General features: G+C 66.3%; 19 protein-coding genes and 1 pseudogene. 2 read left to right on the top strand and 18 right to left on the bottom strand.

Annotated features, from left to right (window positions below; all coding sequences use genetic code 11):
* Positions 1–96: 96 nt before the first annotated feature.
* Positions 97–2,034: a PAS domain-containing hybrid sensor histidine kinase/response regulator gene (locus AC1RKI_RS15425; RefSeq protein WP_492796384.1), complete on the bottom strand. Its 1,938-nt coding sequence runs from the start codon at positions 2,032–2,034 to the stop codon at positions 97–99.
* A gap of 291 nt (positions 2,035–2,325) precedes the next feature.
* Here AC1RKI_RS15425 and AC1RKI_RS15420 point away from each other — a divergent pair, with 291 nt between their 5' ends.
* Positions 2,326–3,444, top strand: coding sequence for a Rieske 2Fe-2S domain-containing protein (locus AC1RKI_RS15420; protein WP_084003903.1), 1,119 nt, complete (start codon positions 2,326–2,328; stop codon positions 3,442–3,444).
* A gap of 15 nt (positions 3,445–3,459) precedes the next feature.
* Here the strand turns inward: AC1RKI_RS15420 and AC1RKI_RS15415 are convergent, their stop codons facing one another.
* Complete coding sequence (locus AC1RKI_RS15415; RefSeq protein ID WP_492796386.1) at positions 3,460–4,542, bottom strand: alkene reductase; 1,083 nt, start codon at positions 4,540–4,542, stop codon at positions 3,460–3,462.
* Between the two features lie 129 nt (positions 4,543–4,671).
* Here AC1RKI_RS15415 and AC1RKI_RS15410 point away from each other — a divergent pair, with 129 nt between their 5' ends.
* On the top strand, positions 4,672–6,261 hold the full coding sequence (locus tag AC1RKI_RS15410) for a phospholipase D family protein (protein WP_492796388.1): 1,590 nt from the start codon (positions 4,672–4,674) through the stop codon (positions 6,259–6,261).
* 369 nt (positions 6,262–6,630) lie between these two features.
* On the opposite strand, the gene AC1RKI_RS15405 is transcribed toward AC1RKI_RS15410, so the two are convergent.
* From AC1RKI_RS15405 to AC1RKI_RS15330, 16 genes and pseudogenes are all read right to left on the bottom strand, one after another.
* Positions 6,631–6,876: a DUF2274 domain-containing protein gene (locus AC1RKI_RS15405; RefSeq protein WP_104656775.1), complete on the bottom strand. Its 246-nt coding sequence runs from the start codon at positions 6,874–6,876 to the stop codon at positions 6,631–6,633.
* On the bottom strand, positions 6,873–8,144 hold the full coding sequence (locus tag AC1RKI_RS15400) for a TraB/TrbI/VirB10 family type IV secretion system protein (RefSeq protein WP_104656776.1): 1,272 nt from the start codon (positions 8,142–8,144) through the stop codon (positions 6,873–6,875). Before AC1RKI_RS15400 ends, AC1RKI_RS15405 begins: the two co-directional genes overlap by 4 nt.
* 2 nt (positions 8,145–8,146) lie before the next feature.
* The gene (trbG, locus tag AC1RKI_RS15395; protein WP_223724219.1) at positions 8,147–9,151 is read right to left on the bottom strand and encodes a P-type conjugative transfer protein TrbG; all 1,005 of its coding nucleotides are present in this window, start codon (positions 9,149–9,151) and stop codon (positions 8,147–8,149) included.
* Positions 9,148–9,852: a conjugal transfer protein TrbF gene (trbF, locus tag AC1RKI_RS15390; RefSeq protein WP_104656778.1), complete on the bottom strand. Its 705-nt coding sequence runs from the start codon at positions 9,850–9,852 to the stop codon at positions 9,148–9,150. Before trbF ends, trbG begins: the two co-directional genes overlap by 4 nt.
* An 18-nt stretch (positions 9,853–9,870) precedes the next feature.
* Positions 9,871–11,223 carry a P-type conjugative transfer protein TrbL gene (gene trbL, locus AC1RKI_RS15385; protein WP_104656779.1) on the bottom strand — a complete coding sequence of 451 codons (1,353 nt, stop codon included), beginning with the start codon at positions 11,221–11,223 and terminating at the stop codon, positions 9,871–9,873.
* On the bottom strand, positions 11,220–11,534 hold the full coding sequence (locus tag AC1RKI_RS15380; RefSeq protein WP_104656780.1) for a hypothetical protein: 315 nt from the start codon (positions 11,532–11,534) through the stop codon (positions 11,220–11,222). The genes trbL and AC1RKI_RS15380 overlap by 4 nt, the downstream gene beginning before the upstream one ends.
* Positions 11,535–11,545: 11 nt before the next feature.
* Positions 11,546–12,301: a P-type conjugative transfer protein TrbJ gene (gene trbJ / locus AC1RKI_RS15375; protein WP_059400476.1), complete on the bottom strand. Its 756-nt coding sequence runs from the start codon at positions 12,299–12,301 to the stop codon at positions 11,546–11,548.
* Entirely contained in the window at positions 12,298–14,757 is a 2,460-nt protein-coding gene (gene trbE, locus AC1RKI_RS15370) for a conjugal transfer protein TrbE (protein ID WP_104656781.1), read from the bottom strand. The genes trbJ and trbE overlap by 4 nt, the downstream gene beginning before the upstream one ends.
* Positions 14,758–14,771: 14 nt before the next feature.
* Positions 14,772–15,044, bottom strand: coding sequence for a VirB3 family type IV secretion system protein (locus AC1RKI_RS15365; protein ID WP_104656782.1), 273 nt, complete (start codon positions 15,042–15,044; stop codon positions 14,772–14,774).
* Entirely contained in the window at positions 15,041–15,427 is a 387-nt protein-coding gene (locus AC1RKI_RS15360) for a TrbC/VirB2 family type IV secretion system protein (protein ID WP_041104116.1), read from the bottom strand. The genes AC1RKI_RS15365 and AC1RKI_RS15360 overlap by 4 nt, the downstream gene beginning before the upstream one ends.
* Positions 15,424–16,473 (bottom strand): P-type conjugative transfer ATPase TrbB, encoded by a 1,050-nt coding sequence (gene trbB / locus AC1RKI_RS15355; protein ID WP_041104114.1) that lies wholly within the window; start codon positions 16,471–16,473, stop codon positions 15,424–15,426. Before trbB ends, AC1RKI_RS15360 begins: the two co-directional genes overlap by 4 nt.
* Positions 16,470–16,934, bottom strand: coding sequence for a ribbon-helix-helix protein, CopG family (locus AC1RKI_RS15350; RefSeq protein WP_041104112.1), 465 nt, complete (start codon positions 16,932–16,934; stop codon positions 16,470–16,472). The genes trbB and AC1RKI_RS15350 overlap by 4 nt, the downstream gene beginning before the upstream one ends.
* Positions 16,931–18,943, bottom strand: coding sequence for a conjugal transfer protein TraG (locus tag AC1RKI_RS15345; RefSeq protein WP_104656783.1), 2,013 nt, complete (start codon positions 18,941–18,943; stop codon positions 16,931–16,933). Before AC1RKI_RS15345 ends, AC1RKI_RS15350 begins: the two co-directional genes overlap by 4 nt.
* Before the next feature lie 216 nt (positions 18,944–19,159).
* Positions 19,160–19,387 (bottom strand): EexN family lipoprotein, encoded by a 228-nt coding sequence (locus AC1RKI_RS15340; protein WP_104656784.1) that lies wholly within the window; start codon positions 19,385–19,387, stop codon positions 19,160–19,162.
* A gap of 25 nt (positions 19,388–19,412) precedes the next feature.
* Entirely contained in the window at positions 19,413–20,327 is a 915-nt protein-coding gene (locus AC1RKI_RS15335) for a LysR family transcriptional regulator (protein WP_104656785.1), read from the bottom strand.
* Positions 20,328–20,400: 73 nt separating this feature from the next.
* Positions 20,401–20,484: pseudogene (locus tag AC1RKI_RS15330) on the bottom strand (LysR family transcriptional regulator); the annotation flags it as partial.
* Positions 20,485–20,604: the final 120 nt, after the last annotated feature.

Here is a 20,604-nt window from a genome sequence, read left to right as displayed (position 1 = left end):
TGGATGGCGCGGGGAAACCGGCAGCACGCCGGGCGGGGAGGGTGGCTAGGGTGGAAGGATCGGCGACGGCGGCGTGGGTGAGGCCACTGCGGCCAATCACGGCGCGTCCGCGTCGCCTGCGACGATCTTCAGCAGCAGGTCCACTTCCACGGGCTTGACGAGGTGCACATGGAAGCCGGCCGCCGCGGTCTGTGCGCGGTCCGACGCCTGGCCGAAGCCGGTCAGCGCCACGTAGCGCGTGTCGGACAGCGCGGGCATGGCGCGCAGCGCGTGGATCACGGTGAAACCGTCCATGCCCGGCATGGCCAGATCGATCAGCGCGATATCGGGGCGCACGCGTGCGGCCACGTGCAGCGCCTCCATGCCGTCGTACGCGGTGACGACCGTGTGTCCCGACATCTCGAGCAGCATCGCCATGCTGTCGGCTGCGTCCCGGTTGTCGTCGACCAGCAGCACGCGCCGCGTGCGGCCGTGGCTGGGCGGCGTCTCGTCGGACTGGCGGCCGGATTCCGATGCCGCCGCCAGCGGCAACTGCACCGTGAAGGTGGCGCCCAGTCCGGCGCCCTCGCTGGCCGCCGCGATCGATCCGCCGTGCATTTCCACCAGCGAGCGGCACAGCGACAGGCCAATGCCGAGACCGCCTTGCGCGCTGCTGCCGGGCCGGTCTTCCTGCGCGAACAGATTGAAGACCGATTCCAGCGCGTGGGCCCCGATGCCGCGGCCGTGATCGATCACCTGGATGATCAGCATGCGGTCGCGCACCGTCGCCGAGATGTCGATGGCCGTGCCGGGCGGTGAAAACTTCGAGGCGTTGAGCAGCAGGTTCTGCATCACCTGAACCAGCCGCGTGTGATCGGCCATCAGCGGCATTGGCGCGGTGTCGCTGGTCACTTGCACGGTCTGCGATTTTTCGATCAGGGCGGGCTCGGCCGCCTCGATGCCATGCGCGATGATTTCGGCCGCGTCGAGGTGTTCGAGCTGCAGCTGGATCTTGCCGGCGGCAATCCGGCCCACGTCCAGCAGGTCGTCGACCAGTCGGGTCATGTGCGACATTTGCCGATCGATCAGTTCGACGCTGCGCTGCATGATGGCGGGATCGTCGCGACGCATCTGCATCACCGTCAGCGCGTTGCGCATCGGCGCCAGCGGGTTGCGCAGCTCGTGCGAGAGCGTGGCCAGGAATTCGTTCATGCGTCGCTCCGACTGTTCCAGTTCCTCCAGCCGCTTGCGTTCGCTCATGTCACGCGTGACCTTGGCGAAGCCGCGCAGCTCGCGCGATCCATCGTAGACCGCCGTGATCGTCACGTAGGCCCAGAACAGCGAACCGTCCTTGCGCACGCGCCAGCCTTCGTCTTCCACACGGCCGATCGCGCGGGCCGTGGCCAGTTCGCGCTCGGGTTTGCCCGCGGCCATGTCGTCGGGCGTGTAGAACACGGAGAAATGCTTGCCGACGATTTCGTCGCGCCGGTATCCCTTGATATATGACGCGCCGGCATTCCAGCTCATGACATGGCCGTCGACGTCGAGCATGAAGATCGCGTAGTCCTTGACGCTTTCCACCAGCAAGCGAAATGTCTCCTCGCTCTGGCGCAGCGCCTCGACCGTGCGGCGATGCTCGGTCATGTCGCGCGTGACCTTGCCGAACCCGATCAGGCGGCCATGCTCGTCGCGCAGCGCGGTGATCACCACATTGGCCCAGAACTGGCCGCCGTCCTTGCGGACGCGCCAGCCTTCGTCCTCGAACCGGCCCAGCCGCGCGGCGGCTTCGAGTTCGGTTGCGGGCCAGTTGCGCGCCTTGGCTTCGTCAGTGTAGAAGCGCGAGAAATGCTGTCCGATGATTTCCTCGCGCGTATAGCCCTTGATGCGGGCCGCGCCGGCGTTCCAGCTGGTGATGTAACCGCGGGCGTCGAGCGAAAAGATGGCGTAGTCGCTGATCGATTCGACCAGCGTGCGGTATGAGGCGGGGGCGTTGCCGGTGTCGGCGGCGGGCGCAGGGGCGGGGTCGGGGGTCACTGTCCGGCTGGATCGGGACATGATCGTTGTGGCATGTCTCTGTATGGTGGCGGTAAGGATAACCCCGAATCGGCGCGCCGCGCCATCCATCGCACGGCCGGTCCCGCGGCCCGGCGGCGCGGCGTGCCAATGCGCGCCCAGCGCCGCGCCGCCCGCCCTCATGTCTGAGTCATTTGGCGCCAGTCGGAGAAAAGCCGACAGACCAGCCGTGCGGCATTGGGTTAGACTCGTCGGGATTCACTCGCTCGACGTATCCGGCACGGCCGTACCGGCCCCGCGCGAGTTTCCAGGACGACGAAGGAGACGCCCCGCATGTATGCAGAGTCCGCGCTTGACCGCCGTGCCACCGATCCCGCCAGCGCGCCCGGCGCGCCCGTGTTGCCCGAAGCGCCGCCGCGAGATCTGCGTCGTGTCCCGATTCATCCTGATCACTGGTATCCGCTGGCATGGTCGCGCGAGGTCAAGCCCGGGCGCGCGCATGGCGTGCAGTTCGCCGGCGATCCGATTGTGCTGGTGCGCACCCAAACCGGCAAGATCTTCGCGCTGGAAGATCGCTGCGCACACCGGCAGGTGCCGCTACACGCGGGCGTGGTCGATGGAGAATCGATCCGATGCTGCTACCACGGCTGGACCTACGATTGCACGGGCCGCTGCATCGACGTGCCTTACCTGGGCAAGGAACGCCTGCCCAACGGCGTGCGCGCCTATCCGTGCGAGGAACGCGCCGGCCTGATCTTCGTGTTCCCGGGCAATCCGATGCTGGCCGAGCAGACGCCGCTGCCGGAATTTGCCTCGGTTGCAGATCCCAAGTACAAGACGCGCCGCTTCGGCCGCGAGGTGAAATGTCACTACTCGTTCATGCACGAGAACCTGATGGATATGAACCATCAGTTTCTGCATCGCAAGCAGATGGGCATGATGCGCGCGCGATCGCTGGGGCGCCGGCGCGGCGAGGGCTTTGTCGAGGTGGACTACACCTTCACGCGTGAAGGCGGCAAGCAGCCGGTAGGCGAGGCGTTGGTGTTCGGCAACGACGGCGGCCAGAACAACAAGGATGTGATGACGGTGCGCACCGTCTATCCGTATCAGACGCTGCAGATTCGCTCCGGGTCGGGCACGCTGGTGATGGACCTGTGGATCGCCTATGTGCCGCTGGACGCCGCGCAGCGCACCAACCGCACCTTCGGCATGCTGTCGATCCGCCGCCCGGGCGTGCCGTTCGCGCTCGACATCGCCTGGCCGCTGCTGGTCTGGTTTACCGAGCGCATCTTCAAGGAAGACCGCGAGATCGTGGAAATGGAGCAGGCCGCGCACGACCGCCAGGGCGAGGACTGGAACCACGAGGTCTTCCCGGTCATCAAGGAACTGCGCGACCTGCTGCGCGAATGCGGCGCGCGCACCGTGATTCCAATCCAGCCCGTTCAGGGTTGATGCCTGCGGCCAGGTTCAGCCCGCCTGCAGCGCGTCCAGCGTCGGATAGTCGACGTAGCCGCGCGCTGGCGAGCCGTCTGGCGCGCCGTACAGCGTGGCCGGGTCGAGCGCATTGAGTGCCGCGCGCTGGGCCAGCCGTTCCACCAGATCCGGATTGGCGATATACGCACGACCGAACGCCACGGCGTCGGCATCGCCGCGGTCCAGCACGGCTTGGGCGGCATCCTGGTCGAATCCGTCATTGGCTATCACTGCGCCACCGAATGCCTGCTTCAGTCGCGGCAGCAGCGCGCCTTCTCCCGGCGCCTCGCGCACGAACAGAAAACCGATCCCGCGTTGCCCCAGCGCCTGCGCCACGTAGCCAAAGGTCTGCGCGGGCTGGCTGTCGGCCATCGAATGGCTGGGCGAGCGCGGCGCCAGATGCACGCCGACGCGGCTGGCGTCCCACACCGCCGTGACCGCGTCCGTCACTTCCAGCAAGATGCGCGCGCGGTTTTCGATCGAGCCGCCGTAGGCGTCGTCGCGCACGTTGCTGCCGTCCTGCAGGAACTGGTCGAGCAGATAGCCGTTGGCCGCGTGGATCGTCACGCCATCGAAGCCGGCCGCGCGGGCGTTGGCGGCGGCGCGGCCGAAATCGGCCACCACCTGGCGGATTTCGTCGACCGTCAGCGCGCGCGGCACGACGAACGGCCGTTGCGGACGCAGCAGGCTGACGTTGCCGGCCGGCGCGATGGCGCTCGGCGCCACGGGCGTGCGGCCGTTCAGCAGGCTCGGGTCCGACACGCGGCCGACATGCCACAACTGGGCAACGATCCGGCCGCCGGCGCGATGCACAGCATCGGTCACCTGTTTCCAGCCGCTCACCTGTTCGTCGGTCCACAGACCAGGCACATTCTGATAGCCGACGCCATCGGGCGACACCGGCACGCCTTCGGAGATCAGCAAGCCGGCGCTCGCCCGCTGCGTGTAGTACTCGGCCATCAGCGCATTCGGCACATGCACCGGATCGGCCGCGCGCAGCCGCGTCAGCGGCGCCATGACGATCCGGTTGGGCAAGCGGAGGCTACCAATCTGCAGGGGGTCGAAAAGTGTCGGCATAACGATATGTGCGAAAGCTATATAGCTATCAAGTTGAAAGTAACGAAAGCATAGCAGTGCGCGGTACTATCGCAAGCGGCGATTTAGTATCGCTACGTTGTTCCCACTGGAACAATCTCGGAGGGCGGAATGACTCACGGTACGCATGCGACTTACGACACGGCGCTGGGCCGGCTGGCGCGGCCGCTAATGCTGCTGCTGGCGTTGCTGACCGCGGCATGCGCGGGGCTGCCGCCGCGGCCCGAACTGCCGCCGGAGCACGCGCTGCAGGACACCAGCGACACCGCGCTGGCGCGTGGGCTGGCGCCGCGGCTGGCAAGCCATTCGGGGCAGGCCGTGTTCTATCCGCTGTTGTCGGGCACCGACGCGTTCGCGATGCGCATCGCCCTGGCGCGCACCGCGCAGCGCAGCCTCGACGTCCAGTACTACATCTTCGAGCCCGACAACACGGGCCTCACGCTGCTGGCCGAGATCATGGCCGCCGCCGACCGCGGCGTGCGCGTGCGCGTGCTGCTCGATGACATTCACCTGGCCGGGCTGGATCAGGCGCTGTCCGCGATCGATGCGCATCCCAATGTCGAGGTGCGGCTGTTCAATCCATTCGCCAGCCGCGACGTGCGTCTGTTCGAATACGTGACCGATTTCCGGCGCATTGACCGGCGCATGCACAACAAGTCGCTGACCGCCGATAACCAGCTGACGATCGTCGGCGGGCGCAATGTCGGCGACGAATACTACGGCGCGTCCGAGACCGATTTCACCGATCTCGATCTGCTGGCGGCCGGACCGGTGGTGCCGGAGGTCTCCACGGTGTTCGACGACTACTGGAACAGCGAGGCCGCCTATCCGCTGTCGGCGCTGGCCCGGCCCCTGAGCGGCGACGAGGCCGAGGCGCAACAGCAGAAGCTGCGCACTTATCTGGACGAACACGCCGTGGCCATGCGCGCCACGCCGTACGGCAAGTCGGTGCTGGAAACCGGCATCGTGCAGTTGATCCAGCAGGATCGGCTGCCCGAATTCTGGGGCGACGCAACGGTGATCGCCGACCGCGCGGCCAAGGTGCTGTCTCCGCCCGATGACGATTCGACCCACGCGATCCCGAAGCTCGTGCAGTTTCTCGGCAGCGCCCGGCACGACCTCACGCTGATCTCGCCGTATTTCGTGCCATCGAAAGCGGCCATGGCCTGGTTGATCGACTTGCAGAAACGCGGCGTGCAGGTGCGGATCCTGACCAATTCCTATGGCGCCACCGATGTATCGATCGTTCATGCCGGCTACGCGCCCAAGCGCCGCGCGCTGCTGGAGGCCGGCGTGATCCTGTACGAATTGAAGCCGAGCGCCTATGCGGAGATTGCCAAGGAAAAGAAGCGTCGCGGGCCGGGCGGCAGCAGTCGCGCCAGCCTGCATGCCAAGACGTATATGGTGGATCGGCAGCGCCTGTTCATCGGCTCGCTGAATCTCGACCCGCGCTCGGCAAAACTCAATACGGAAATGGGGATCGTGGTCGACAGCAAGGAGCTGTGCGAAATGCTCGGCAGCGGCGTCGACGAGTCGCTGCTCGATGCGGCGTACCAGGTCGTGCTCGAAAACGGGGCGATGCAGTGGATCACGCGCGAGGGCGGCGTGCTGCGCACGTACACCAGCGAGCCCGACATGAACGCCTGGGACAAGTTCAAGCAGGGCGTGATGCGGATTCTACCGGTGGAGGGCGAGCTGTAGCGGCCGGCGGGCCGCGCCGGCCGTGCGACGCAGCGACCGCGCCTGCCGCCGCCTTGATCGTTGCGCCATCGTCGCAACAAAAAAGTGCCGGTGTCAAGTTTGTCGTGCAAAGCACGTAGGACTTGAAACCGTATATGAGACAGCAGGTTAGCTCTTTTCGGGGCCGCTTTGAAGGATTGCGGCTTGGTGGGCTAGGTGCCACATAAGAGCGTCGGAAGAGAAAGCCGGATCGCACTTGATCGTGCTGAGTTGCCGGGAGACGGCGGGCTTGTTACTCCATGATAGCCCAAGAGGCTTCGCAACATCCAGAACGAAGAACGCGCAGCCTGGGGCTGCGCGTTCGACGGATGCCATTGGTACGCAACGCCATCATGTTGGCTTCGTTGGCGCGCTCCGTGTCGCCGTGCCCTTCCTGAATCCCCGATCCCCCGCCATGAACGCCTCCAGCATGTGCGGAATCAACGTCGTTGCATCGACCGCCTCGCCATACGCCTGCGCGTGCAACGCGGCGTAGCGGTCGAGATCGGCTTTCAGGCTGGCCGGGCAAGCGAAGGTCAGCTTCACATTCTCGGTCTTGGGCAGCGGGCCGAGCCGCAGCTTCTTGGTCGTGCTCATTGCATTGCTCCCCGCTGGAAGAACATCGGCTGGTACGGCCGCAACACCAGATCGCGGTTGACGATGATGCGAACCGGCAGGCCCGGCCGTTCGGTCAGCGTCGGCTGGATGTTCATGTTGCGCCGGGTCATCTCCTGTCCGACCTGATTGATGCTGTCCTGTGCGCTATCGCGCCCAGCGATCACGATGCGATTGCCGTTCTGCCGGTTCTCCGGCGCGGCCAGCTCGGCGCCCACGCCCAGCAGCGTCGTCAGCGCCGCACCGGCAAAGACGCGATCCCAATGCCAATCGACGCCATCCTCCAGGCCGGCGTAGCCGGCAGGGTCGGTGCCCGCCAGGTTGTCGAGCTTCAGCGATGACGTGTCCGGCAGGATGACGCGGTTCCACACCACTTGTACGCGGCTCTGCCCATAGCTGACCTGGCTGTTGTACTTGCCCAGGATGCGCGATCCCTGCGGGATCAGCAGGAACTTGCCTGTGGCCGTGTCATAGACCGGCTCCGTCACCGTGGCGATCACGTCGCCCGGCAAGTCCGACTTGATGCCCGTCACCAGCGCCCCGGCGATCACTGTTCCCGCCATGACCTGATACGGCGAGGACGGCATTTGCAGATTGCCGGAATTGCGGGTTTCCGTAGAGCCGCCTTTCAGGAACGCCTCTTTCTGGTCTTGCCGGTTCTGCACGGCGGTCGGGTCGGATGGCTGGGCCGCCGTCGAAGCCGGGCCAGCGGCCAGCGGGTCGAAACCCGCCAAGGCACTGCCGGGCGCAGCCGCAGCGGCTTGCGCCGTGACCGGCGCGGTGGCCTTGCCTTGGTTGCCCGAGCGGAAGAACACCGACGAACCCGCCGCCGCATCGGCCTCCTTGCGCCGCGCATCCTCCGGGTCGTGGCCCGGTGGTGCATACGTCGGCGTCACCGGCTGCTGCGACTTCACGATGGCCGGGCCGAGATCGCCCGGCAGCGGCGGCCCCAGCTCGGGCACCTTCGGCGGCAGCTTCGAGTAGTCGGCCGGCAGGCCGTCCAGCCCTTCGGACTTCGAGACACGATCCACGTTGTAAAGCTCGGTCTGCTCGCCCGCGCCGCGCCGATGCGGCTGCAATGACCAGATCGTGGCTCCGAGCACGGCGACCGACAGGCCGCCGACGAGGATGGCCAGCGTGCGCCGGTTCAGGCGCGTGACCGGGCGCGGCTGGGCGCGCAGCGCCACCGCCTCGGGCGCGACCTTGCCCGCCTGTGGCGCGGCAAGGTCAGGAGTGTCGTCCTGGCTCATGGTCAGTTCCTCCGCGTGCCACCGGAAACGCCATCTGTGCGCTCTATCCGCACCACATCGCCCTTGTCCCCGCCCAGGCGCAGTTCGGCCGCACCGAACAGGCGATCAACGATGTAGTACGGCGCGCGGAAGCGGTAGTTCACCAGTTGTCCGTCGCCCTGCGCGCCGATCACGAACAGCGGCGGCAGCTCGCCCTGGGCGATGCCTGGTGGGAACTGGATGTAGACCTTCTCGCCATCATCGAAGGCGCGCAGCGGCTTCCACGGCGGATTGCTACCGCTGACGGCGTAGCGGAAACGGATCTTCTCCAGCGACAGGCCGGCATCGACCGGTGCGGCGGCGCTGGCCGCCTGCGACTGGCGCTGCAAGGCCAGCATCTTGTCCTTCGGGTACTCCCAGGACACTGAAGCCATCCACGTCTTCTCGGTCGAGGTCAGCTCCAGCAGGTACGTCCTGCGGCTGGTGGTGATGACGAGATTGGTCTTCAAGCCCGAGCGGATGGGCTTGACCATCACGTTGACGCGCAGCGCATCACCGCTGCCGCTCGATGTGTCGCCCACGATCCAGCGCACGGTATCGCCGGCGGCCACCGTCACCAGTTCCTCACCGGGCTGGAGCGCGATCACCGTCACGCGGCCCACGGCCGCATAGACCTGGTACAGCGCGCCGTCTGTGAAGGGCCACACCTGGATCGCGTTGACGTAGCCCTCGCGCGTGGGCGCGATACGCGCCTCGGCGTTGGCGCGGGTCACGCGCAAGGTTTCATCGGCGGGTTCCGGCGTGGGCTTGGCATCCGGCACAGGTTTCATCTGCGCCGGCATCGGCAGCACCCGCGGCGCGGCCACTACTTCCACAGGCGCAGGCGGCTCCGGCAGCGGCTGGGCCTGCACCGGCTCATCGAGCGAAATGGACGGCGGCGGCTTGCCCTGCGAAGCGCAGCCTGCAAACAGGACGGTGGATGCCAGCAGGATCACCGGCAAGGCGGATTTACGGAAATGTGTATTCATGGCTTGGTTCCTTCGTTTCCTTCCAGTTCGCGGCTCCACGACAGCCCGTTGACGTAGATGCCCAAGGGGTTCTTGCGCACCCGCTGCTCGGTGCGCGGCGTCTGCTGCACGATGGAAACCACGGCGTTCCAGCGTTCGGTGCGATCCAGCGCGCCGTTCACAAAGCGCGTCTCCGTCCAGCGCACGTTGAAAGACGTGTCGCTGGCGCGGGTCACGCTGGTGATCTGCACCGTCACCGACTCCTTGCCGATGCGCGCGAACGGATCGTTCACGCGGGCGTACTCGTTGAGCACCACGGCGCCCTTGTCGGTGGTGTAGTCATAGGCATCGAGCCAGTTCTGGCGCACCACGATCGGGTCGATGGACAGCGAGCGCACCAGGCCGATGAAGCGGCCCAGGTGGTACGCGATCTGCGCATCGCTGGGCCGGTACGGCGTGGCGGCTTCGCCGACAGCACGCACCTGGCCCGCGTTGTCCACCTCGATGACGTAGGGCGTCACGATGGACTGCGCCGAACGCCAAACCAGGCCACCAGCCATCAGCACGGCCAGCGTGAGACAGCCAAAGGCCATGAAGCGCCAGTTCTTCGCCTGCACGCGCGCCGAGCCGATGCGCTCGTCCCAGACCTGGGCGGCGGTTTGGTACGGGGTGGCAGGCTGCGGTGTATCGGCATAGCGCACCTGCGGTCTTTTGAATCGCATGGGAGTTCTCCTTGTGGATCAGGAATCGGAATCACGAAGGCTTGGCCCCTGGCTGGAGCTGCCGCCGTCGCCCCCGCGCAGCGTGTGGGCGGCGGTCGTCGCGGCATGGGTGAGCTGCTGCCTGCGATGCAGGCGCTTGGCCCAGGCGGGTTGCGCAGTGGATGGGGTCGGCTCGTTCGCCGCCTGCGCGGCACCGGCCCCCGACGCCGATCCGGCGTCGTCGGGCCGGAAGGCAGCGGCGACACGCTCCTTCATCGAGCGTGCGCCCTCGGCCACCTTCTGCCCGGCTGCCTGCGCGCCGGTCTTGGCGACATTGCCCACGCCAGCGGCAGCGCCCTTGAGGCCGCCGCCGGCGGATGCAGAACCCGCCTGAAACGCTGACCGGGCGCTGCTGGCGGCTCCGGTGGCGGCCCGCGCTCCGCTGCCCGCCAACTTGGCGGCTGCGGGCGCCATGCGCGCCCCGGCGGCTACTGCGCCGCCGACGCCCGTGGCCGCAGCGCCCACGGCAACAGCAGCACCGGCCGCGCCCAGCGCGGCACCGGCCATCGCACCCGCGCCGAGCTGCGGCCCGCCGGACACCAGCCCGGTCGCAATGCCCGGCCCGAAGATGCCCAAGGCCAACAGCGTCAGCGAGGCCAGCATCACGACCACGGAGTGGTCGATGGATGGCTCGGCCGGCTGCACCTGAAACTCGGCGAACAGCCCGGAACCGATGCCCACGATGACCGCGAGCACCAGCACCTTGATGCCTGACGACACCACGTTGCCCAGTACCTTCTCGGCGAGGAACGCCGTCTTGTTCCACAGCGCGAACGGCACCAGCACGAAGCCCGCGAGCGTGGTCAGCTTGAACTCGATCAGCGTGATGAAAAGCTGGATCGCCAGCACGAAGAAGCACAGCAGGACGATCAGCCACGCGAGGAACATCACGACGATGGGCGTGATGTTCACGAACACTTCGGGAAAGCCCGCCATGTCGCCGATCTGTTTCAGGATCGGCGCCCCGGCGTCGATGCCGACTTTCGCCAGCCGGCCCGGTTGCAGGAAGTTCTCCATGCTCAACGTCGAGCCGCTGGCCGTCAGGCCCAGCCCGGCGAATGAGCGGAACACGATGCCGGCCAGCCAGTTGAAGTTGCCGATGATGTAGGCGAAGGCGCCGACGTACAGCACCTTGCGGATCAGCTTGGCAATCACGTCCTCGCCCTGGCCGGCGGCATGGCCCATCGCCCAGAACAGCCCGGCGAGCGTCATGTCGATGACGATCAGCGTGGCGGTCAGAAACGCCACTTCGCCGTGCAACAGGCCAAAGCCCGAGTCGATGTAGCGCGAGAAGGTGTCGAGGAAACGGTCGATGATCGTTACGTCGTTCATGGCGAGTCCTCCTGCCCAGGCGCATCGGCATCGGTGGGTTCATCGAAGCTGGGCGGAATCGGTGGCAGGTCGGCGAGCGTCTGGTACTCGCCCGGCCCGGCCTGGCCGGAGAGAAAGCGCCGCAGGTCGGCTTGAGCCACCTGCGCGCAAAACGCGCCGTCGTGCGCGCCCGTGCGGCACTGCGCGCGCAGCGCGTGCAGCCGGGCCGGGTCGGCGGCGAGCGCATTCACCGGCAACTGCTGCGGCCGGTCACAGCCGGCCAGCACCAGCGCATGAACGGCGAAGGCGAACACGACGGGCGTGCGTTGCATGGCAGCCTCCGTCAGCGGTTGTAGAAATTGACGGGCTGCGGCGTGTACGGCGTGCCTTCGCCCAGGAAGCGGCGCGTCACCTCGCGCCCGCGTTCCGTGGCCGCGGCCTGCCGTGCCAGCTCCAGCGAGGCCGCGCGGTCTTGCGTGATCTGCAGGCGCTGCGTCTGGATCGACTGCTTGGCCTGCAAGGCCAGCAACTGGTTCATGGCCTGCATCGCTTGCAGCGCACCCTCGGCCGATTGGCTCTTGCCCACCAGGTCGGCCAGCACGCTTTCGTCGTCGCTCAGGTTCTGCGACGCCTGGGCCTGCATCTGCATCGTGGTTTGCAGGCCATTGAGCGTGTTCTTCCAACGCTCTTGCGCATCGAGGTACATCTGATTGCCGCTCACCGTGGCGGCGTACTTCTCGGGATACAGACGCGCGAACTCGCGGTCGATGCTCGTCACGTCGTAGGCCAAGCCCTTGGCCTGCGCGATCAGTCGCTGGGTGGTCGCCAGGTTCGCGCGCAACTGGCCGACCACGCTGGACGGCAGGCTGGCCAGATTGCGCGCCTGGTTGATGAGCATTTGCGCTTCGTTCTGGAGCTGGCGGATCTGGTTATTTATCTGCTCCAGTGTGCGAACCGCCGTGAGCGTGTTTTGCACCAGATTGGTCGGGTCGAGCACGATGTCGCCGACGCCGAACAGCGCGTGCGCAGGCTGTGCGATGCCGAAGGCGAGCACGCAGGCGGCGGTCAACGCGGCGAGCTTGGGGGTATGCAATTTCATGGTTGGTTCTCCTGGGGGTGGTCAGCGGTACGGAGGGAACCCGGCGCGAGGCCGGGGAACGAGGGCAGCAGGTCAGCCGCCCAATCGAGGCCGCGATGGCGCAGCCAAGCGCCCGCGAAGCCGGGCACGCCGGCGTCCAGCAGCACGCGGTCTATGTCGCGCTGGTCTTGCGGCGTGGAAGCGCCCGCGAAGGCCAGCGTCGTCGGCCCCAGGTCGAGGTCGAACACGCGGTTGCCGAGGCGGGATTGGTAGTAGTAGTCGCGCTTGGGTTGCGCGGTGGCGACGATCTCGATCTGTCGGCTGTTGAGGCCGAAGCCCTCGTAGATCGTGCGAATCTGCGGTTCGGTCGCTTGTGGGTTCGGCAAGAAAATCCGACTCGCGCAGCTTTCGATGATGGCCGGAGCGATGGCCGAGTCCTTCACGTCCGCGAGCGACTGCGTGGCGAAGATGACGCTGACGTTCTTCTTGCGCAGCGTCTTGAGCCACTGGCGGATGCGCGCCGCAAACACCGGGTCATCGAGGAACAACCACGCTTCATCGAGGATCAGCAGCGTGGGCGCACCATCCAACCGCTCCTCGAAGCGCGCGAACAGATAGCGCAGCACCGCGAGCACAGCGGCCTTGCTGTGCATCAGCTCCTCCATCTCGAACGCCTGCACGTCGGCCGTGCCGAGGCGGTCGTGGTCGGCATCCAGCAGCCTGCCGTGCGCACCGCCCAGGACATAGGGCGCGAGTGCCTGGCGCAAGGTGTTCGATTGCAGCAAGGCCGTCAGGCCCGTGAGCGTGCGCTGCTCCACCGGCGCGCTGGCCAGGCTCCCCAGCGCAGACCAGATGGCCGCCTTCTCGTCCGGGCCGACGGCCGCGCCTTCGTGCAGTAGGCGGCCTTCGACCCATTCGCTGGCCCAGGTGCGGTAGCCCTCGCGGTCGATGCGGGCCAGCGGCTGGAAGGCGATCTCGTCATCCGCGCCCAGGTCGTAGTGCTCGCCGCCCATGCCCAGGATGGCCGCACGGATCGAGCGCCCCATATCGAAGGCGAAGATGCGCGAGCCGCGATAGCGGCGGAACTGCATCGCCATCGTCGCCAGCAGCACCGACTTGCCCATGCCGATGGGGCCAACCACCAGCGTGTTGCCCACGTCGCCGATGTGCGTCACCAGCCGGAACGGCGTGGCGCCGTCTGTGCGCGTGACGATCAGCGGCGGCCCATCGAGATGCGCATTGCGCTCCTGGCCGGCCCATACCGCCGACACCGGCATCATGTGCGCCAGGTTCAGCGTCGAGACGATGGGCTGGCGGACATTGGCGTATGCGTTGCCCGGAATGGACGAAAGCCACGCATCCACGGCGTTGAGCGCTTCGGGGATGGTGACGAAGCCCCGGCCCTGGATGACGCGCTCCACCATGCGCAGCTTCTCGTCGGCCACGGCGGCGTCCGCGTCCATGACGGTGACGGTCGCCGTCAGGTAGCCGAAGGCGACTTGATCGCTGCCCAGCTCCTGCAAGGCAGCATCGGCGTCGGCGGCCTTGTTGTTGGCGTCCGTATCGACCAGCGGGCTTTCCTGCTGGAAGATCGTTTCGCGCAACAGCGCGATGACGTTCTTGCGCTTGGCGAACCATTGGCGGCGCAGGCGCCCCAACTCCCGTTCCGCCTCGGATTTGTCGAGGCACAAGAATCGGGTTGACCAGCGATACGCAAATCCCAGGCGGTTGAGGTCGTCCAGAATCCCCGGCCAGGTCGAGGTCGGGAAGCCCCGTACCGACACCACGCGCAGGTGCTGGTCGCCCAGCATGGGCGCCAGGCCGCCGACCAATGCGGAATCGGTCAGCAGCGCGTCGATGTGGAACGGCACTTCGGGAACGCCGACGCGGTAGCGGCGCGTCGAGACGGTCGAATGCAGGTAGGTCAACGTCTGGCTGTCATCAAGCCATGCGATTTCCGGCATCACGCCATCGAGCAGATCGAAGATGCGATCCGTTTCAGCGACGAAGGCGTGCAGCCGTTCGCGCCAATCCACGCCTTCGGTCGGACGGTTTTCATACAGCAGGCCCGCGGCGCGGGCACGGGATTCCTCGGACGGCAGGTAGGCCAGCGTCAGGTGATAGCCGCTCTCGAAGTGGTTGCCCGAATCCTCGAAAGCGGCGCGGCGTTCTTCATCGACCAGCCAGGACAGCGGTTCGGGGAAATCGGAGTGCGGGTAGTCGGCGGCAGACCGGCGCTCGGCTTCGATGAACAGCGCCCAGCCCGAACCCAGGCGGCGCAGCGCGTTGTTCAAGCGCGCCGATGTGGCGATCAGCTCGCCCTGCGTCGCGCTATCGAGGTCGGGGCCACGAAAGCGCGCCGTGCGCTGGAAGCTGCCGTCCTTGTTCAAGACGACACCCGGCGCCGCCAGTCCGGCCCAGGGCAGCCAGTCGGCAAGCAAGGCCGGGCGCTGGCGGTATTCGGCGAGGTTCAGCATCGCGGCGTCCTCCTCTACACGTCCAGCAGCGGGCGGTGTTTGATGTGCCGCGCGAACACGGCCATGAACTGCGGATCGACGCGCGCGCCCCACATCGCCAGCGAATGGCCGACGATCCAGAGCACGACACCGGGAATCCACAGTTGCAGGCCCAGCCCGACAGCGGCGGCCAACGTACCGTTGGCGATCGCCACGGTGCGCGGTGCGCCGCCCAGCAGGATCGGCTCGGTGAGCGAGCGATGCAGCGGCACCTCGAACCCGGCCGCGCAGGTGTCCGGGGCACTCATACGACGGCCCCGCCCGAGAAGCTGAAGAACGACAGGAAGAAGCTCGAAGCCGCGAACGCGATGGACAGGCCAAACACGATCTGGATCAGCTTGCGGAATCCGCCAGACGTATCGCCGAAGGCCAGCGCCAGGCCCGTGGCGATGATGATGATGACCGCGACGATGCGCGCCACTGGCCCCTGGATGGATTCGAGGATGGATTGCAGCGGGCCTTCCCAGGGCATCGAAGAACCGGCGGCCTGGGCCGTGCCCGCAAGCAGCAGCATCAGCGCCGCGAGCATCAAGCCCTGCATGGCCGGGCGAGCCAGGCCATCCAGCCGCGCGGGACTGGAGCGGCGGGAAAGCGGATTTACAGAAATACGGAAAGCATCAACGTGCGTCATGGCAGTTCTCCAGAAAGGTCGAGGGATGGGGAAGTCGCCGCAGCGGGTGCGGCATCGGGAAGTGGCGGCAGCTCGGGAAACGGTGTTTCCATCGCATCCGCCAGTCGGTAACCCACGCCGTCGAAACCGACGACGCGGGCGATGCTCTCGATGCGGCGCTTGCGTCCGCGCCCGGCGATGTGGATGACCACGTTGACCGCTTCCGCGATCAGCGCACGGGGCGGGTTCACCGCCACTTCGAGAATCAGTTGCTCAAGGCGCAGCAGCGCGCCCAGCGCGGAGCCGGCGTGGATCGTGGCGATGCCGCCCGGATGGCCGGTGCCCCACACCTTGATGAGATCCAGCGCCTCGGCGCCGCGCACTTCGCCAACGACGACGCGATCCGGGCGCAGGCGCATGGACGAGCGCACCAGCTCGGTCATCGACACCACGCCCGCCCGCGTGCGCAGCGGAACGTGGTCGCGGGCCGCGCATTGCAGCTCCACCGTGTCTTCGAGCACCAGCACGCGGTCGCCCGTCGCGGCGATTTCGGCCAGCAGCGCATTGGCGAGCGTGGTCTTGCCGCTGCTGGTAGCCCCGGCGATCAACACGTTCTGCCGCTCGCGCACGGCGCGAACGAGAAAGCCCGCCTGCGCGCTGGTCATCATCCCGTCGATGACGTACCGCTCCAGCGGGATCACTCCGATGGCGCGCTTGCGCAGCGCGAAGGCCGGCCCCGGCGCTGCCGGCGGCAAGATGCCCTCGAAGCGCTCGCCGGTTTCGGGCAGCTCGGCGGACAGCAACGGCTGGCCGCGATGGACTTCTGCGCCAACGTGGGCGGCGACAAGGCGAATGATCCGTTCGCCGTCCGCTTCGGACAGTTCAACGCCCATCGGCGCGCGGCCCGATGAAAGCCGATCCACCCAAAGGGTGCGATCAGGATTGAGCATGACTTCCACCACGTCCGGGTCTTCGAGCGCGGCGGCGATCAGCGGCCCCATCGCCGTGCGGAGCATCTGGATGCGGCGGTCGAGCGAGGTGGCGAAGGACGAGGGAACGGCGCTCATGAGGCACGCTCCTGCGCTTCGGCAACTGCCGCCGCGTCATCCATCCGCATCGGGTCGGGGTGCAGTTCCTCCACCACGTCACGCACCAGGCTGCGCCCGCGCAGCAGGTGGCGGCCCAACTGCTCCACGAACTGCTCGAAGCGCGCCTTGCCCTGGGCACGCGCCGCGTCTTGGTGCGCCTCGGGAACTGGAGTGCTGACCGTGAGGAAGTAGCGGATGAACAGCGCCAGCGTTTCGATCTGGATGTTCTGGTCGCGCTCCAGCCGCTCAGCATGGCGCGACAGGCGATCAAGCCGCTTGGCAATCGCTGCCTCGCGCTGGTCGGCAGCATCGGGCGACAGCCACGATGCGAGCGCCGCTGCGACGATGCTGGATTTCGATACGCCTTTCTTGGCGGCCAGCTCGTCCAGACGCTTGGCGTGCTCCGGCTGGATGAACAGGTTGAGGCGGTAGTGGCTCATAACTCGATTCCGTCGTTGGGGTCGAGGGAAGCCAGCCGGGCCATGCGCTGCATGGCCGGATCAAGCTGGCGAGGAAGGGGAAGCGGCAGGTCGTCGTCGTCATCGAGCAACCCGAGGTCGGCTGCGGACGCGGCCAGTTCGGGGTCGTAGGCGACGGTTTCGGAGAGTTCGGGCTGACGGCGCGGGCCGCCGCCGTCGTCGGCCGAACTCAAGTGCTCCAGGCCATCAGCCGGTGCAGTGGCCGGTGCGGCGGGCACGGCGGGAATCGCCAGCCCGCTCCAGTCGTCGGCCCGCGATGGCGGCACGTCGGCATAGCGCTCGGCCGCAAGCACGGGCGGCGGCAGCACACGCCGCTTGAAATTGCTGTCCGCGTAGTAGCGCAGCTTTTTGGCCTTGATCGGCGCCACGCTGGACACCATCACCACGGCTTCGTCAGGCGGAAGCTGCATCACTTCGCCCGGCGTCAGCAGCGGGCGCGCGGTTTCCTGGCGCGACACCATCAGATGCCCCAGCCACGGCGCGAGCCGGTGGCCCGCGTAGTTGCGCTGGGCGCGCAGTTCGGTTGCGGTGCCCAGCGTTTCGGAGATCCGCTTGGCCGTGCGTTCGTCGTTGGTGGCGAACGTCACGCGGACATGGCAGTTGTCCAGAATCGAATGGTTCTGCCCATACGCCTTGTCGATCTGATTGAGCGACTGCGCGATGAGAAAGCTGCGAATGCCATAGCCCGCCATGAAGGCCAGTGCCGTCTCGAAGAAGTCGAGCCGCCCGAGCGCCGGGAACTCGTCGAGCATCAGCAGCAGCTTGTGGCGGCGTGCGATGCCGTCAGAGCCGTCGAGCGATTCGGTGAGTCGCCGGCCGATCTGGTTGAGGATCAGGCGAATGAGCGGCTTCGTCCGCGAAATATCTGAAGGCGGTACCACGAGGTACAGCGACACCGGATGCTCGGCCGCGATCAAGTCGGCAATGCGCCAGTCGCAACGCGACGTGACTTCGGCCACCGTAGGGTCGCGGTAGAGGCCCAGGAACGACATGGCGGTGGACAGCACGCCCGACCGCTCGTTGTCGCTCTTGTTGAGGACTTCGCGAGCGGCGGATGCCACCACGGGATGCGGGCCATCGCCGAGATGCGGCGTGGTCATCATCCGGTGCAGCGTCAGCTCGAATGGGCAAGCCGGATCGGAAAGGAAGTTAGCGACGCCGCGTAGCGTCTTGTCCTCGCCGGCATAAAGCACATGCAAGATGGCGCCGACCAGCAGCGCGTGCGAAGTCTTCTCCCAGTGATTGCGGCGCTCCAGCGCACCCTCGGGATCGACCAGGATGTCCGCGATGTTCTGCACGTCGCGTACTTCATGCGCGCCGCGCCGCACCTCCAGCAGCGGGTTGTAGGCCGCCGACTTCGCATCGGTGGGGTTGAACAGCAGGCAATGCGAGAAGCGCGATCGCCAGCCCGCGGTGATGCTCCAGTTCTCGCCCTTGATGTCGTGGATGACGGCTGACGCAGGCCAGCTCAACAAGGTCGGCACCACCAGACCGACACCTTTGCCCGAGCGGGTGGGCGCGAAGGTCAGGACGTGTTCCGGGCCTTCATGCCGAAGGTACTGGCGTTCGTGTTGGCCGAGGAACACACCGGCAGGTTGCGTGAGCCCTGCCTTGCGAATGTCGTCCGCGTTCGCCCAGCGCGCCGAGCCGTAGGTCGTGACCAGGCGCGATTGCCGCGAGCGCCAGATCGACATGCCGATGGCCACCAGCACGGCCACCAGGCCGCTACCGCCCGCGATGGCGCCGCCGATGTCAAAGACGCGCGGCGCGTAGGCGTCGAAGAAGAACCACCACTCGAACAGCCGCCAGGGGTGATAGACCGGCGTGCCGAAGAAGTCGAACCAGGGCGAGCCAAGGCGTAGCTGGTAGCCCAGGGCGGCGGCTGTCCATTGTGTGGCTGTCCACACGCCGGCGATCACGATGCCGAATACGACGGCAATCTGACCGAACAGCACGTTCGTCCCTTGCATAACCTCGCCTCCAATCACGGCACACGGAGGTGCCGCAGCACTGAGGATCAAGGCGTGCGTACAGGCCGGTCAAAGGCCGTTATGGCGGTGATTTAGGCCGAAAAAGCCTGATTTCTTGCAGGAGCGAAGACAATAAAAACGCCGCAGACGCGAGCGCGTTGCGGCGTGATGGGGTAACAGTGCGAATTTCGTCGCAGCGAGACGACTGCGATGAAGTTATTTGGACTTCTGTTCAGGTCGATCACCGAAGAAACGCCGATTGGCGGCTTCGGCGGCACGGCGGCAAAGTTCATCGCCAACCTTTGTGCGATCTTCCTTGCATTGCCGTTGAATCTCCTTGATGCGCTCGGGATGAGCCACGAGGAAATCCACGGTTTCCGAAGGTTGAGACGGGCCACATGCGGTCAGTGCGGCGGCGAGTATCAGCAGCATCATTCTGTTCATGATTCCAGTCCTTTCATCGGATGGCTTAGGCGTCGTCGGCAGTGTCGATGCCGTCTGCCGAATCAATGAAGGCCACACGTTCGATGAACCGAGCCAACATCTCGGATGGCTCTGCATCGCGGCGTAGCAGATAGGTCGTGAGCATGGGGGGCTTGCCAGCCAGGCGGCGGGCCACGACACCTGGCTCGCGACTGGAAGCGATATGCGCCTCGCCCGCCAGACCCAAGGCCAAGCCAGCAGAAACCAAAGTCATCATCACGTCGAAGGTTGCCACGCGCTGCGCGATCAGCGGCTCCTGATCGAGCTTGCGCAGGAAACGATCGACCTGCCGCGCGTGGCCTTCGCAGACTGCCGGATCGCCCAACGCCAGCGGGTAGCGCAACACTTCTTTCAACGGAACTTGTTTGAAGGCGAGCACGGGATGGCGGGCCGGCACCGCCACCATCAACTCGTCATCCCACGCGGGACTGACCACGATGCCATCGCCTGCATCTTCAGCCATCGAGAAGCCAGCGTCATACAGGTCGCTATGAAGTCCCTTAATTTGTTGATCCAGCGACACCTCGAACAGCCGGATTTCCACCTCTGGATTCTCCTCACGACTGCGCGCCAACAGCGCTGGCAAGCGCGACGGCGTGATGCCATCTGACAAGGCAATGCGCAATTGACCATGAAACCCGTTGGCTGCGGCCTTGACGCTATCGCGGGCTTGATCCAGCGTTGCGAAGACACGCGAGACGTGCTCCAGGAACAGTCGTCCCGCGCGGGTCAGTTGCGTGCTGCGCGTGGTGCGAACGAACAGACGCGCGCCGAGTTCCTCCTCCAGTTCCTTGATGGTGCGGGACAGCGGCGACTGGTCGATATGCAACCGCTCGGCAGCACGGGCGAAGTGGAGTTCTTCGGCCACGGCCTGAAAACAGCGTAAATGACGAAGCTCCATCAGCTATCTCCTTGGGCGATGGCACCTCCCGCCGACTCGACCGATATAGCGGTCTTCGCTCGCAACACGCAGGTTGCTCCACATGAAGTCTCTCGGCTGCACGCGCGAAATGAAGCTCTTCGGCCACGGCAAGAAAGCTGCGCAGTCTTAGCTCCATTCCTTCCTCCTTGGCTCACCATCAATGTGGTTTAAGCATGATGTGTGCTGCAGACGGTGCTCTCATCTCACCTGAATGATCTCTGCTGGCCCCGGAATTTCGGGATGCGACTTTCGGTGA

It is taken from the genome of Cupriavidus sp. GW822-FHT06G04 (assembly GCF_058799075.1).
The sequence above is the reverse complement of the archived record's forward strand: the minus strand, read 5'-3'. Positions and strand labels throughout refer to the sequence as shown.